Origin of the sequence: Paenibacillus sp. FSL P4-0176 (genome assembly GCF_037975265.1) — a bacterium.
Lineage (GTDB): Bacteria > Bacillota > Bacilli > Paenibacillales > Paenibacillaceae > Paenibacillus > Paenibacillus amylolyticus.
Genome location: NZ_CP150242.1, coordinates 660,151 through 674,347, shown reverse-complemented (window position 1 = coordinate 674,347; position 14,197 = coordinate 660,151). Strand labels below are relative to the sequence as shown.

Sequence of the window (14,197 nt, the reverse complement as noted above, 5' to 3'; positions counted from 1 at the left end):
CCGGAGCTTAACGCCCGAGAGACGGTTCTATTCATTATCGGAACAGTATAATCAGAGTTGTGTGTTGTTTCAGGACACGGAAGAATCCATCTTGACAAGCTCATGCTCAACCACAGAAGTCAATTCTTCCTCATATCCACCCGTAATCCGGTATTTTCTCACGTACTCCTTCACGAATTTTTTTGGATCTTTAGGACGGAAAATCCGAGTCATTTCCCTCAAACTTTCTTTGACCTCATTGTGACCTTTCGTTGCCATTGTAATTCCCTCCCAAAACGTTGAAAGTGAATGCTCCGTTTAGAGAATGCCGAATAAGTCTTAAATGCCATCCATGAAGTTGTGTGCGCGGCTTAAAGCAAGCTTTAGGTCGGGAACCTCGCTAGAAAGCAAGTACCTGACACTATAAATACCCGATATGATTCGGAATGAATCATAATCTTATTGTAGCATATTCGGAAGTATCTTACGACTTGACGATTTCCTCTAATAAATATAACGGTTTTCATGCCCAAAAAGTTTAATTCCGAATCATATGTTAAGATTGCCACCATTCTATACGGAATTAATATATCCAGCATAACACCGAACTATTCGGGGGATATTATCACGGACAACCCATACAGTTAAATTACTGGTATCCAAAGGAGGCGTCGTCTCATGGACCGCAAAGAACAAGATATGCTGCCCCTTTCTCATGAAAAGGTGGAAGTAGACGGAGTTTACATCAATGAAGCCGGACGTGAGGAACATCTGCACCGGGGGCAACATTTCCCGGCCGATCCCGTTCTTGGCAAGTCGGAATGGAAACTGACCGAATATGCATATGATAATCATCACGAAGGAAGAACCGATGAGCGGTTGGTTCCCAAAGAAAACGACACCGATAAAATGGGCAAGATTACAAACCCTCGCAGACAGATCGAGGGCGGATAACGATTTCGTTTAAAGCAACTTTTAATCGTAAACGATAATAGGGGCACAGTAAGCTGTACAATGGCTTGCTCTGCCCCTGTTTGCTTTTTCCTATGTGTTGCATCCCCCTCCGTTCACAGGCAAATAAATTCATCGGTTCAGTTCTGTCCACCTCTCTCATAGCCTAGTTAAAAAGGTCAAAGGAGGCTGGACCGGATGTCCCCCATGAAATCGTCTAGCGGTCTGGATGAAAATATTGCCGGTATGCTTTGTTATCTGTTTACCTTTGTAGGTGGGATTGTCTTTCTCGCTGTGGAGAAGCGGAGCCGGTTCGTGTTATTTCATGCGCTGCAATCTGTAACGGTCTTTGGCATCATTATGGTCGGGCATGTATTATCGGCTTTCCTTCCGTTGTTCGGACCACTGGTGGCATCGCTGTTATCCCTGCTTGGTGTAGTGGTCTGGCTTATTATGGTCGTTACCAGCTTACAGGGGAAATGGCTAAAACTGCCGTGGGTTGGCGATTTTGCAGAAAAACAGCTGCGTCATCTGTAACTTTAGGCAGAAGGTAGACGTGTTCCAAAAAGAAAAGACGATCCATTTCCGTTCAACCGGATGTGGATCGTCTTTGATTATAACGAGGAAAAAGAGTCAACCTCTCACCCTTGTGTCATGAACACGTGGCTTAGAATGCTTTTTACGGATCGGAATGAAACTTAGATAAGTACCACATCTCCATACCCATTCCAGCGGCCCATACTGGAACCAGCGCATCCACAGATTACTCGCGATGACTTGTACAATAACCATGCCAATGCACACAAGGGTAGACACCGTATACGATACAGCAGCATCTGCAAATATGAGTTGGTATACCACCAACAAAATGATGGTCTGTGCAATATAATTGGTCAGGGCCATTCGTCCGAATACATGCAGGGGACTTAACATTTTGGCAAAGGTCATGTTCTGGTTCCATCTCAGTAATGTACTTAGATAAAAGATGGATACCACCGGACCAATTGCCACACCGATATGTTCTAATTGAAAAGCAGCATCCATATTGGCTTGCTCAGCAACAGGCAGGCTTGCACCAATCACTTCGTATAGAAACGGACTCAACGCATCCGGAGGAGCAACCCACCACATGATACCGATCCCCACGATAGAAGCGATGAATGAAATGAACCAGATTCTGCCCAGATACGGAAGTCCTTTCTGGATCTTCTCCATCAGTTGATATTGACCTGCTGACAATCCCAGTATAATTAAAAAAGGAATTGTTAGCATTTTGACACCTATCGCGGCGGCTGCAATAAATCCCACCACACCGATCACCAAATTCACAGTTCGAGGTGCCCAATATAACGGAATGACAACCAGCCCTATGATGGCATAAAGAAATAAAGCTTCTCCAGACTGATACTGTTGATGAATATATCCCAGCGCTAATAAAATAAGCATCCTGCGGATATAGAGAAACAGCTTGGTTTGACCTTTGGCAGCTGACCGGCTTAGAAAAAGATAAAATCCAAGGCCAAATAAAAAACAGAAGATATCGTAAAAACGTGCCTCCACCCAAAAATATAATGCTCGTTGGATCCAAAAATCTACACGAGTATCCGGCTTCAACATAACCCACAATGCCAATACATTTACGAATGGTAGGCCTATCAAGGAAAACCCTCGAAACAAATCCAGAAACTTCATTCGATCTTGTTTTAATACAGGTTGATAATTCATCGTTCCTCCCAGTGAAATTATTGTTATGTAATCAAAAAGCGATTGGATCGCTTATCTCTTTGGTGTATATCCCCATGCATGATAACAGTCTATCCTTCATACAACATGGCTTGCCATCGAATTAGGTGAATAACTTCTTACATCCGGCATAAGGTCTTGTTCCTGTATTGTTCCTGTACAGCGGCATATTGGACGCTATGCTGATGATAAACAAAACAAAAAAACACCGAAAACACGACTCTGCTGAGTATGTATCTTCGGTGTTTCGCAATGTAAAAAGGGCTTCTTCATGTGATTGAATATTCATAGCATAAATGATGTATGTCATAAACCATTCATGCTGTATATCTTCATGATTAACCTGATTCATTATTCATCTTGTGAATCGTCTATTTATAACAGTTAACATAACAATCCTGCTGGATGATAACCCTAGCCTACTTCGGCTAATTTAAGCTGACTTGCCCGTCTCTCCAAGGATGGCATCTGCCTGTTGTTCAGCCATTTTGGCGGCTGTTTCCTTGGTACCAAGACCATTGAACAGCAGGTTCATGAAGATCGCCGTGAAGCTGCCTGCAATGATACCATTACCGAGCATAATCTGAGCCCAGGCCGGTGCACCTGCGAACAACTCAGGCACAACGGTAACACCCAGGCCCATACCTACAGAACAAGCGATGACAAACAGATTTTCATGTCGGTTCAGATCAACCTGACTGCCGATAATTCGAATGCCTGATGATACCACCATGCCAAACAAGGCCACCATGGCTCCGCCAAGTACTGCCCCTGGAACGAGCTGTGCGAGGGCTGCAATTTTTGGTACAAATCCAATGACCACCAGGATTCCACCAGCCACCACAATGACATCACGTGTCTTCACACGTGTCATCTGTACAAGTCCTACATTTTGCGAATACGTTGTATACGGGAACGAGTTGAAAATCCCGCCTAACACAATGGCTAGACCCTCTGCGCGATAACCGCGCGCCAGATCCTTGGACGACAGGTCCTTGTCCAGAATTTTGCCCAGAGCCATAAATACACCTGTGGACTCGGCCACGCTGACAATCGCCACCAGAATCATCGTCAGGATCGGTACAATCTCAAATGTCGGTCTGCCGAAGTAAAACGGCTGAACAACGTGGAACCAACTTGCATCGCGGATAGGAGCAAAATTAACCTCGCCCATAAACCCTGCCGCAATCGTACCTACAAGCAGACCAATCAATACTGAGATCGAACGGATAAAACCGGTTGTAAAACGAGTCATTAGAATGATAAAGAGCAGCACGCCGAAGCCGAGCATGAGATTAACTCCGCTGCCAAAATCTTCTGATCCCTGACCGCCGCCCAGATCGTGGAAAGCAACGGGAATCAAGGTTAAACCGATGATCGTAACCACCGAACCCGTAACCACGGGTGGAAAGAGCCGAATAAGCTTCCCAAAGATTCCGGAGAAGATCAATACGAACAGCCCTGAGGCAATAATCGCTCCGTAAATGGCAGATACTCCACTGTTCATCCCGATTAGGATCATCGGAGACACAGCCTGAAATGCACAGCCGAGCATGACAGGCAGCCCTACGCCGAAATATTTATTTCCCCATACCTGAAGCAGTGTAGCCACACCACATGCGAGCAAGTCAATGGCAATGAGATAGGTTAGTTGTTCCTGTGTAAAACCCAATGCGTTACTGACGATCAATGGAACGACAACAGCTCCTGCATACATCGCAAGCACATGCTGTAGTCCGAGGGAGAACGTTTTGATTGGATGCCGATGCCGTTGAAAGATACGTTCGCGTGCCATATTAGTTCGTGCCCTCCTCGTCCGCAAATGTAACCTGTCCATCCGACAGTGCCCCGATGCGAACCAGCGATTCCACACGGTATCCTGCTTCTTTCAGCAAGCGACCTCCCGGCTGGAATGCTTTTTCAATCACAATACCGATACCCACCACTTCGGCTCCAACCTGCTCCACAATGCGAGCCAGACCAAATGCTGCTTCGCCATTCGCCAGAAAATCATCAATGATCAGCACGCGATCACCAGGCTTCATGAACTTCTTGGCAACGGTAATTTCATTGGTCTCCTGCTTCGTGAAGGAGTAGACCTTCTCTACCAGAATGTCTTCCGTCAGTGTGAGCGACTTCTGCTTCCGTGCAAAGATCAGCGGCACGTTCAGCTCCAACGCAGTCATGATGCCTGGTGCAATCCCTGACGACTCAATAGTCAGCACACGTGTGATATTCTCACCTTCAAAGCGCCGAATGAATTCCTTGCCCACTTCCTTCATCAAAACCGGGTCCATCTGGTGGTTCAGGAATGAATCCACTTTGAGTACTTGCTCGGACAGGACAATACCTTCCTGTCTCACCTTGTCTTTTAACAATTGCATTGTAATTCTTCCCCCTGAATGCCCTCCGCACAGAAGCTCACATGCTCTTCCAATCGCATGGTAAAAAAGCAAAAAGCCCGCCTTTTCACACGCTGCGGAATAACCGGAGACGGGAAAGACGGACTTGTACGTATATGGACAAGCCGTATGGATGCTGCAAGTGTACTGGTTGGACAGAATGACAGGAGTTCAATCCTGCTGTGAGAAACCTCAAACAGTGTAATCAGAAACAGATAAAAGCCACTTGAACCTGCTCTTCAGTCAAACTGTCTGAGAATGATCTCATGCCAACCCTACAAAACATTGCAACATCTTTCCCGTAGTCCGATCATTCCGGTGATCAGGTAGAGACATGCAGGCCTATTCCTGCACATATACGAGTAACGGCATATTTAATTTTTTGGCTCCATGATTCGTTACAATGTATGATCGCGAACCTGAATGTAAAAGGTTAAACATAACTGACAATGTTAGAAGTATACCGAATCGACGGCGTGAAATAAAGAAGTATTTTCATGGAAGTTGCGGAAACTTGTCTTAATTTGCAAACAGGGGGTGATTGGAATCTATTTTTTATGTACAATATGAGAACGGAAGCGCGGATCTGAACGGAGAATGGATGGAAACGCGGCCTACATTTTGAATTGAATGATCAAAGGAGATATGCAAACATGAAAGGCGTACTTAACGAATTCAAGGAATTTGCCGTCCGCGGCAACGTCATCGACCTGGCGGTCGGTGTCATTATTGGGGCTGCTTTTGGTAAAATCGTCACATCCCTTGTGAATGATATCATCATGCCCCCGGTTGGAAAACTGATGGGTGGAATCGACTTCAGTCAGAAAATCATCAACCTGGACCGGGATATCAAAACAGCAAACGGACAGGACATCACCACCCTCGCTCAAGCCAACGAAGCTGGGGCTACCGTGATTGCTTATGGACAGTTCATCAACGTCATGATTGATTTTCTTATCGTTGCGTTCTGTATCTTCATGCTTGTGAAGGGCATCAACTATCTGAAAAGCAAAGAACACAAAAAGCCCGAGCCGCAAAAAACGACCAAGGCTTGCAAGTATTGCCTATCGGAAATTCCAGCCGCAGCTACCCGCTGCTCACACTGTACTTCAGAACTGGAAGCTGAAGGCACCGGCGCTCTAGCATAATTACAATGAACGTTTAAAGACGCACCGAGTTGAATTACGGATAAATCCTGATGTGGGGGACAACCTCTTACTTGCTAGGGTTTATGTATGAAAAGCTAGCCATATGGGCTTCATTAACTATGGGTTGCGTAGCTTAAAGGTTTGAAGGTTCCACCGTAAAGGTGGGGCCTTTTTTGTGCCTATCATACATGTATTACATATGCTCCCCCATGAATTTCATTTGCGGCCATGCTCATGAATTAGAAACGGCGTGGCAGCAAATGCTCCAGGATCGACTTCAGATCTTTATCTTCTTTGTAAACTTCTTCCCCAGTATCAAGCTCTGTCACACGAATATATTCAAAGTTGGCCGAAGCATCCACTGGCTTGAACAACAACTGGGCCTCATCTTCCAAACGTACATTAAATCCCATATCCTTAAACATGCTGCTTAACTGACTGTTAGCCGGTTCCTGACCTTGCCCTACAAATATAAGTCCTCTAAGACTTTTACGTTCCTGAGGTTGCGGATAAATCACCTGAAAGTGTACAATGCATTCCATACGATGGTTCCCCTTTCGTTTAAAACATACTTTGTGAAATTTTGAACTTTAAAATCTGCTATATAAGGAGATACGTTTCATGACCCCAGAACGTTTCGACATTTATGACGATCAGCAAAATTGGATCGGCACTTCACTCCGCAGCGAGGTCCATGCCAAAGGATATTGGCACCGTTCATTCCACTGCTGGATCGTGCGTGACGAAGGCGAGCAGCGACGGGTCCTTTTTCAGCGGCGGCGTGATATTAAGGATACCTTCCCCGGATGTTACGACATTACAGCAGCAGGTCATCTTACCGCAGGTGAACAACTGCAAGACGCCAGTCGTGAGCTGGAGGAAGAACTGGGTGTTTATACTCCATTCGAGGCACTAACCTATCTACTCACGGCTACACAGCAGCTCCAAGGAGAGGTGCGTGGTGTCCCATTCATAGATCGGGAATTCAGCGCCGTCTATGGATTATGTCTGAACCAGCCGCTCGAAGCCTACGTTCTGCAGCCTAGCGAGGTGGATAGCCTGTATGAAGTGCCGCTGGATGATCTACTCGCTTTGTTTCGTAATGAGATCGAAGTCATTCAAGCTACCGGAGTTCAGACTCAGCCGTTGATATCACCGCCACATTCCATCGGTCATAAGGACCCGTCAAGCAGTGATCATGCAGCTGATGAACCGGAACGTATCGTTCGCGAGATTCGGGCAACGGAATTCGTACCCCATGGTACAGCTTATTATACGGACGTGCTGGAAGCTCTGTATCACGTGCCCAAAGAATGATCGTGTACAATCCTGTTCAACCCGATCCAGTTCAATCGAATGTTCATAGCTTCATTTTCTCAAAAATAGCATAACTTCATACCTTTACTATCGACTTGACTAGGAACAGATGCTGTGACGAACATCACTGTCATATCTCAAACCAGCACAAACAGGCGTCTGCCTTCGGGCAGCGCCTGCTTTATGTACACACGTATTCGTTTCGTCAAGATAGGTACCTATGTGCTGGCATGTTCACTCCATCAGAGGTGAATTAGTCGCCGATCTGTCTAGCTCTGGTCAACCTCTCCTGAAGGAGAAGACCAATAACGCGCAGAGAGTTCTTCGTACCGGTGCCCATAGCGGGACTCCAGTTCCTCCCCCATATCCTGTTCCAATTCGTACAACACCAGCTCTTGAGCAAAATGATTCAGCAGCAGCCCGGTCATTACCGGATGCTCCGTAACTAGTGCCTGTGTGGCGCATGATTCACCGCGCATGCCTAACATGCACCAGCGGCGATCGACCACCAGGGAAAATTTCCGACCATTACCTGTACCATACATAGGCAAACCCGGCCAAGGGACAGGCTGATCAAGCATGCCTTCGCCACCATCACACGACCATAACAGCCGCACACCCCGAGCTTCAGCCTGCTGTAAGTCATTACGTAGCAACTCTGCTTCTTCACGCCAAACGTCTACGACAATCTCATGCTGAGCCTCGGCCAATTCACGGCTCAGATTCTCAAACACATTTTTGTCACCTTCGACGTTATAGAAGACAGGCTTCTCCGGTTCACTCTTGGGCATGCTGCTCTGGACATAATCCAGCGAGGTACGCATTTGATCGGAGATCATACGTGTCATCTCCTCCGGCTTCAGCACACTATACTTCGCTGGTTCCCCCGGACTACACCGCAAGAACCCACGCTGCTCCAGCCGTTGCAGGGTCGCATATACATTGGAACGGGACACGCCCAGCCGCTTCGCAACCTCATATCCCGAGGCTGATCCCTGACGAGCGAGTTCCACCATAATTTTAGATTCCATCTCGGTAAATCCGAGATGACGCAAATGATGCAGCAGTTGGTCCATATTCCCGTCCCCCCATGCTGTCAGCAACCCGCACTGCCTCACACTGATGCGGCAGTGCTTCTACTGCATCAGATCAGATCTGTTCGGCACCACAGCGCGGGCACCACTTCGACCCTTTGGGTAGCTCGGCTGCACAAATCTGACAATTCACCATTTCACGTGACACTTCGGTCTGTACGTCCACCGTATTCACGATCGGGTTGTTTTCTTTCCAGTAGCGGATGCGTTCGTCCAGTTCCTGCTGACGCTCACGTTCCCGTTGCATCTCTTCATCTCTGCGACGTTCCCACTCGGCATCAAACGCTTCCTTTTCTTCCTGGGTAAATTCCGTACTGTTATATTCCGATTCCGTTTCCAGATCCGCTATGGACGGAATGACCGTATGGTACGGCTCGTCTTCCTCCAGTTCCAACTCAGGTGGCGCATCGTAGAAGTCCGGCTCTGGAGTTGGGGTCTGAGCTACAGCTGCCTCCTGTCTTGCGGCTGTGGTGGCTCCTGCAACTCCTGCTGCTGCTACTTTGGGCGCTGCTGTCTTGAGTTCACCCAACTTGCGTCCGCATTTAGGGCAGAAGTTGGCATCCAGGGAAGCGACGTGTCCACACTCGCACAACCGTTCGTTCTTGAGTTGTGCAATCTTGTTGCGCAGACCATCAATCTCGTCCTGCAATTCGTCGCAGAGCTGCGACAGATCCACCATCTCTTTTTCTGCACGCGTCATATCCTGTGCCCGATAACCCTCATAGAAGATGCGACCCATATCTGTAAAATGGACTTCCTGTTCCTGTTGCAAGCCCACAATCTGGTTGTTCAGTTTCCCAATCTCAACGGCGTGTTGGGCACGCTCTGTTGCTTTGTTCGCTCCGTCTTTGATGCGCTGAAGCAGTTTCATGACCATTCCTCCTCTGTCCCGTCAAAACCAATATTATCATTTCTATTTAGTAGTAAATTAGCATATTACATCCTTCATGCAAAATGCTCAGGCATATAACTTATACGATATCATGCCAAAAAGTTGCGTAATCTCGTGCAGGTGCCCGTTTTATACCGATACTGGATGAAATCGGGGGCTTTCGTCAAGACCATATGTTCGGGTATAATGAAGCTTTGGCCCTACTTAACCGCCTGATTAGGCGACTAACTCTATCATACCAATTTACAATGCGATTGTGAAAAGGGCAAATGGTTTACTTTTAGCCGGGATAGTCCTATCCCTGAATGCATACAGAGGTGGATGAAACATGTTAAGTCCGAACTCAACGTTCTACCCCCGTCCGCTCGGGGTTACCCCGGCGGCGTCCCTGCCCCAGTCCCCGTCTGCTCCGCTGGAGACCAGTCGGCAACTCGTGGGTAATGATCAACAGGATGCCTTTTATTTTCGTTCTCTGGAAGAGGCAGGCATCAAGTTAAACGCACCACAAATCTCGGCAGTCCGTCACGGCAGAGGACCGATTCTGACGCTCGCCGGAGCCGGTTGTGGCAAAACAACTGTACTGGCTGCAAGAGCCGGCTACCTCATAGAGGTCAGTGGCGTACATGCAGGCAGTATCCTGCTGGTGACGTTCACGAACAAGGCCGCCACCGAGATGAAAGACCGGATCGCCGCATTGCCAGGCATACGTCCGGCAGCCGCGAGAGCCGTACAGGCTCGCACCTTCCACTCTTTTGCGCTGACATTATTGCGTCATTACGGTGTGCAGGAAGAGATCTTTGGCGAGTCACGAGCCCAGCATACGGTGCTGAAGATGCTTCTTCGCCAAAATGGCATGAGTGAAGCCTTCCAGCCTGAAAGTCTGCTGGCCATGCTGTCCGCATGGAAGATGCAAGGATCGGAAACAACCGACTTGCCTGAAAAATCGCAGGAAGAACGCGATGCCAAGCGTGTTCTGCTTGGTTACGAAGCCTGGAAGCAGGATCGCGGCAAAATGGATTTTGATGATATTTTACTGCGGGCAGCCGCGCTACTTCGTGATCCTGCTGTTCTGGGGCCGCTTCAGAAGCGTTTCCAGTACATTATGGTGGATGAGTTCCAGGATACCAACCATCTGCAGTATGAAATTGTGCAAAAACTGGCTTCCGCTCACCGCAATCTGATGGTTGTGGGAGACGATGACCAGACGATCTATACCTTTAATGGCGCACGCCAGGAATCAATTTTGGAATTCGATAAAGTATACCCCGGTGCACGCATTGTGACGCTGGATATCAATTATCGTAGTGATGCACGCATTCTGGGACTCGGAAGTGAACTGGTCGCCCGCAATAAACGCAGACGTGACAAACGGCTACGTGCCGCTGGAAACCGCGGCGATGCCCCCCGTTTCGCTACACCCTCCAATGCGGAGGAAGAAGCAGCGTGGGTCGTAAACCAGCTGTGCCAGCAGGTTGAAGAAGGACAACACACCTATCGCGATATTGCGATTCTTCACCGGACAGCCAGCAGCAGCCGGGCTGTATTCGAGCAGCTTGTGCTGAAAGATGTACCTTTTGTACAGCATGGTGCTTCTCCGGTGTTCTATGACCAGTCTCTCATCAGACCCCTGATGGATCATCTGCGTCTGTCCCTTGACCCACGAGCCATGGATGCTCTTCCAAGTGCACTGGGTCCGCTCTACGTCTCACGCGATGCGGGTCTGGAATGGATACAGCGTTGTGAACAACAACAGGCGAAGAAATATCCGCTCATCCATCTGGTGAAATGGGAAAAGCTGAAACCATTTCAGCAGGAACAGGTCAAAGAACGCATCAAACTGATCAAATCACTGCACAAACTAAAACCCATCATCGCCATTCAGGAGATGCGCAGGCAGTTCTACGACAAGTATATGGAAAGTGGTGATCCCAGCATCTTCACCCACTATAAGGAAACGATGCTGGAAACTCTGGATGAATTCGAAGCTGCTGTCAAAAAATTCGAAACGGTAGAAGAGTTCATCCAATTCGCGGATGAGCTGTCCCGCAGACACCGTGAGATGGAATCTTTGCGTCGTGCGCAGGATAGTGACGCGGTACAACTGATGACGATCCACCGGGCCAAAGGACTGGAGTTCCCTTGTGTGTACTGGATCGGAGCCAGTGAAGGCATTGTGCCTCACAGTACCGCACTGCGTCAGGATATTCCTGAGGATCAGAAAGCTGCACTTGCTATGCAGCAGACAGACGCCGAGCTGGACATGGCGCTGGAAGAAGAACGCAGACTCGCCTATGTTGCCATCACACGGGCCAAGCAGTACTTGTATGTCACCTCACCGGCGAGCCATCACGGAAAACCAGCGGATGTGTCCCGTTTCCTGCTTGAAGCCTTCGGCATGGAAGTACCGGACAAACGCAAACCTCGTGAGGAGAGCCGGACGAGCAGTCAGGCTTCATATGGTAAAGGCAACGGACAGTATGCCCGCTCGTCCGGCTCAGGTGCCCGTTCAGAAGGTCGGGATGCGGCACAGCGTCGTGCCATCAGCCACAGTGACCGTCGTGACTACGAGGTCCACAACGAACGTGATGAGGATCGCCTCGGTGAACGGCGTGGCAGTGGTGAAATTCGCAACCATAAGGCATTCAGCACTCCGGGTGTGAGTCAGACAGCTGCAAGTTCCTCCAGTTCACATTCGCACACTTCAGGTTCAGGGAATGCTGAGCGTACGGAGACCGTTGCGGTATGGAAGTGCAGTTCATCCACCTGTAAAGCGTGGCTAAGACAGAAGCCAGCTGTACCTTCTTCAAAAACAAACAAGAAGGCATCCTCAGGCCCTCCCGCCTGTCCCCTGTGTTCAGGATTGATGGAGGCCGGCACCCGCCAGGTGCCCGTAACGGGGAGATTTGGGAAATAACTCAAAGGAAGAGGTCCCTTATGGAGTTAGCGATGAACCATCACTCGTGTCATGGCTGGTCATATGTGACTGAACATGTGGATGAGTAAATAACACACGAGCATAGTAGCTCGTTTCAGGGCGCTTTTTGCTGTTTATTAACAGTAGAAGCGTCTTTTTTCCATTTCAGAATGGGGGTTGGAATATGCAGGACGGCAAACAACATCTGTATGTATCGGTAACACATAATCTTATTGAGCAAACAAAGAACGAATCTACACCCTTTGAGGTGTTGGTGGATGACGAACAGTTGGGCCGATTGAAAGATCTGATGAAGGTGCTGGAGGATGACGATGCCTATACATTGCAACGGGCTCCGGTACCCTACAAATCAGCAGACCACGATGAGGCAACAGAGCAATTTTCGGATGGCATGACCTTGCTGTACACCTTTCTGTATGACCACGGCACGCCGGATACCCGGCAGGCAATTGAAACCATGAACGTGCTTCCAAGGCTGCAGGATACGGATTATGATGACCCTGGATACGAGAATTCACCACTGAATAAATGACCTGATGCCAAAAAGCATGCGTAACCGCAGATCACGCGGAAGACGCATGCTTTTTAATATGCCGAAGGACAACTGCCATGTAAAATGAACTCAATCCAGACGAATCTCCTGCCCTTTCTCAGCGGATTCGTAGATTCCGCACAACATGCGCGTGGAAGCCACACCATCCGCAATTGGGCTGATCGGCTCTGTACCGTTCAGGCAGCAATCCACAAAGTGGTCAATCTGGTTCTGGAATGCACTATGAATATGGAGACCCGTATTGTCCGTCTGGGGTTCAATATTCAGGATGGTATTATTTTTCTCCGTGACGATCAGTGTCTCCGGCTCCAGTTCGAACCCACCACGCTCGCCGTATAATTTCACCGAAGATTCATCTCCGCGTGCATGCAGGGTAAAGCTCACATCCACCGCCAGCGAAGCCCCGTTTTCAAACCGAATAAGTGCATTCGCCATATCTTCTACGTCATTCACAGCTGCGCTGTAGTCGGCTGCTTTGTAAAAAGAAAGATGTTCGATATGGGCACGATTGCCCAACTTCCGATACGTATTACCACTGACCGAAACAGGTTTCGGCCTGCCCATGAGGTACCAACATTGGTCGATAATATGTACGCCGAGATCAATCAGGGGGCCACCGCCGGAACGGCTTTTATCAGCAAACCAACCGCCTGGATTGCCGTGACGCCGCAGAATGGAGGCTTTGGCATAATACAGTTCACCAAACTCCCCGGCATCAATGAATCTGCGCATCATCTGCATATTGTTATCATAACGCCGCACAAATCCAACGATAAAGGTACGTCCACTCTTCTTCACCGCTTCTTCAATCCGGAGCGCATCTTCCACATTGGTTGCGACCGGTTTCTCCAGCAACACATGCTTGCCTGCCTCCAGTGCAGCAATGGCAAATTCGGCGTGTGTATTATTCCAGGTACAGATACTGACGGCATCCACATGCGGGTCCTCCAGCATCTCCCGATAATCGGTATACACGGATTGGGCATCATACTTCTGCGCAGCAGCCTTAGCCCGTTCTTCGTTCAGATCGCAGATGGCATAGATGACGGCATCCTCGTTTTTGGCATAACACCTCATATGAAGATCTGAGATTGATCCTGTACCGATCATTCCGATGTGCAACATTTGTTTCGTGCTCATCATCGTCCTCCCTTCCTTTTCCACAGCTTCCACAACATCATTA

General features: G+C 48.5%; 15 protein-coding genes and 1 riboswitch. Of the genes, 7 read left to right on the top strand and 8 right to left on the bottom strand.

Annotated elements, in window-relative coordinates; translation table 11 throughout:
* Positions 1 to 69 precede the first annotated feature (69 nt).
* Positions 70 to 258 (bottom strand): hypothetical protein, encoded by a 189-nt coding sequence (locus tag MKY95_RS03140; RefSeq protein ID WP_017690840.1) that lies wholly within the window; start codon positions 256 to 258, stop codon positions 70 to 72.
* 399 nt (positions 259 to 657) lie between these two features.
* On the opposite strand from MKY95_RS03140, the gene MKY95_RS03135 reads away from it, so the two are divergent.
* A complete protein-coding gene (locus MKY95_RS03135) occupies positions 658 to 933 on the top strand; it encodes a hypothetical protein (protein ID WP_036613189.1) in 276 nt (91 codons plus the stop codon).
* A gap of 195 nt (positions 934 to 1,128) precedes the next feature.
* Positions 1,129 to 1,467 carry a membrane protein gene (locus tag MKY95_RS03130; RefSeq protein ID WP_047840268.1) on the top strand — a complete coding sequence of 113 codons (339 nt, stop codon included), beginning with the start codon at positions 1,129 to 1,131 and terminating at the stop codon, positions 1,465 to 1,467.
* 96 nt (positions 1,468 to 1,563) lie between these two features.
* Here the strand turns inward: MKY95_RS03130 and MKY95_RS03125 are convergent, their stop codons facing one another.
* From MKY95_RS03125 to MKY95_RS03115, 3 genes are all read right to left on the bottom strand, one after another.
* Positions 1,564 to 2,655, bottom strand: coding sequence for a DUF418 domain-containing protein (locus MKY95_RS03125; protein ID WP_076319472.1), 1,092 nt, complete (start codon positions 2,653 to 2,655; stop codon positions 1,564 to 1,566).
* Positions 2,656 to 3,106: 451 nt separating this feature from the next.
* Positions 3,107 to 4,468: a nucleobase:cation symporter-2 family protein gene (locus tag MKY95_RS03120; RefSeq protein ID WP_036613194.1), complete on the bottom strand. Its 1,362-nt coding sequence runs from the start codon at positions 4,466 to 4,468 to the stop codon at positions 3,107 to 3,109.
* Position 4,469: 1 nt separating this feature from the next.
* Entirely contained in the window at positions 4,470 to 5,057 is a 588-nt protein-coding gene (locus MKY95_RS03115; RefSeq protein WP_036613196.1) for a xanthine phosphoribosyltransferase, read from the bottom strand.
* A 57-nt stretch (positions 5,058 to 5,114) separates the two neighbouring features.
* Between MKY95_RS03115 and MKY95_RS03110 the strand changes: the two genes are divergently transcribed.
* Together MKY95_RS03110 and mscL are read left to right on the top strand one after the other, a co-directional pair.
* A complete protein-coding gene (locus MKY95_RS03110) occupies positions 5,115 to 5,261 on the top strand; it encodes a hypothetical protein (protein WP_155985102.1) in 147 nt (48 codons plus the stop codon).
* 96 nt (positions 5,262 to 5,357) lie between these two features.
* A riboswitch (purine riboswitch) is annotated at positions 5,358 to 5,457 on the bottom strand.
* 271 nt (positions 5,458 to 5,728) lie between these two features.
* Positions 5,729 to 6,223, top strand: coding sequence for a large conductance mechanosensitive channel protein MscL (gene mscL, locus MKY95_RS03105; RefSeq protein ID WP_036613199.1), 495 nt, complete (start codon positions 5,729 to 5,731; stop codon positions 6,221 to 6,223).
* A 239-nt stretch (positions 6,224 to 6,462) separates the two neighbouring features.
* On the opposite strand, the gene MKY95_RS03100 is transcribed toward mscL, so the two are convergent.
* On the bottom strand, positions 6,463 to 6,765 hold the full coding sequence (locus MKY95_RS03100) for a hypothetical protein (RefSeq protein WP_017690846.1): 303 nt from the start codon (positions 6,763 to 6,765) through the stop codon (positions 6,463 to 6,465).
* Positions 6,766 to 6,844: 79 nt separating this feature from the next.
* Here MKY95_RS03100 and MKY95_RS03095 point away from each other — a divergent pair, with 79 nt between their 5' ends.
* Positions 6,845 to 7,540 (top strand): NUDIX domain-containing protein, encoded by a 696-nt coding sequence (locus MKY95_RS03095; RefSeq protein ID WP_036613203.1) that lies wholly within the window; start codon positions 6,845 to 6,847, stop codon positions 7,538 to 7,540.
* A 269-nt stretch (positions 7,541 to 7,809) separates the two neighbouring features.
* On the opposite strand, the gene MKY95_RS03090 is transcribed toward MKY95_RS03095, so the two are convergent.
* Positions 7,810 to 8,616, bottom strand: a complete 807-nt coding sequence (locus tag MKY95_RS03090) for a TrmB family transcriptional regulator (protein ID WP_036613206.1) — start codon at positions 8,614 to 8,616, stop codon at positions 7,810 to 7,812.
* Between the two features lie 73 nt (positions 8,617 to 8,689).
* Complete coding sequence (locus MKY95_RS03085) at positions 8,690 to 9,505, bottom strand: zinc ribbon domain-containing protein (protein WP_036613209.1); 816 nt, start codon at positions 9,503 to 9,505, stop codon at positions 8,690 to 8,692.
* A gap of 349 nt (positions 9,506 to 9,854) precedes the next feature.
* On the opposite strand from MKY95_RS03085, the gene MKY95_RS03080 reads away from it, so the two are divergent.
* Both MKY95_RS03080 and MKY95_RS03075 read left to right on the top strand, forming a co-directional pair.
* Positions 9,855 to 12,440 (top strand): UvrD-helicase domain-containing protein, encoded by a 2,586-nt coding sequence (locus tag MKY95_RS03080; protein WP_076319474.1) that lies wholly within the window; start codon positions 9,855 to 9,857, stop codon positions 12,438 to 12,440.
* A gap of 184 nt (positions 12,441 to 12,624) precedes the next feature.
* The gene (locus MKY95_RS03075) at positions 12,625 to 12,993 is read left to right on the top strand and encodes a hypothetical protein (RefSeq protein WP_036668594.1); all 369 of its coding nucleotides are present in this window, start codon (positions 12,625 to 12,627) and stop codon (positions 12,991 to 12,993) included.
* 90 nt (positions 12,994 to 13,083) lie between these two features.
* Here MKY95_RS03075 and MKY95_RS03070 read toward each other — a convergent pair whose 3' ends face one another.
* Positions 13,084 to 14,154 (bottom strand): Gfo/Idh/MocA family oxidoreductase, encoded by a 1,071-nt coding sequence (locus tag MKY95_RS03070; protein ID WP_047840275.1) that lies wholly within the window; start codon positions 14,152 to 14,154, stop codon positions 13,084 to 13,086.
* Between the last annotated feature and the right edge of the window lie 43 nt (positions 14,155 to 14,197).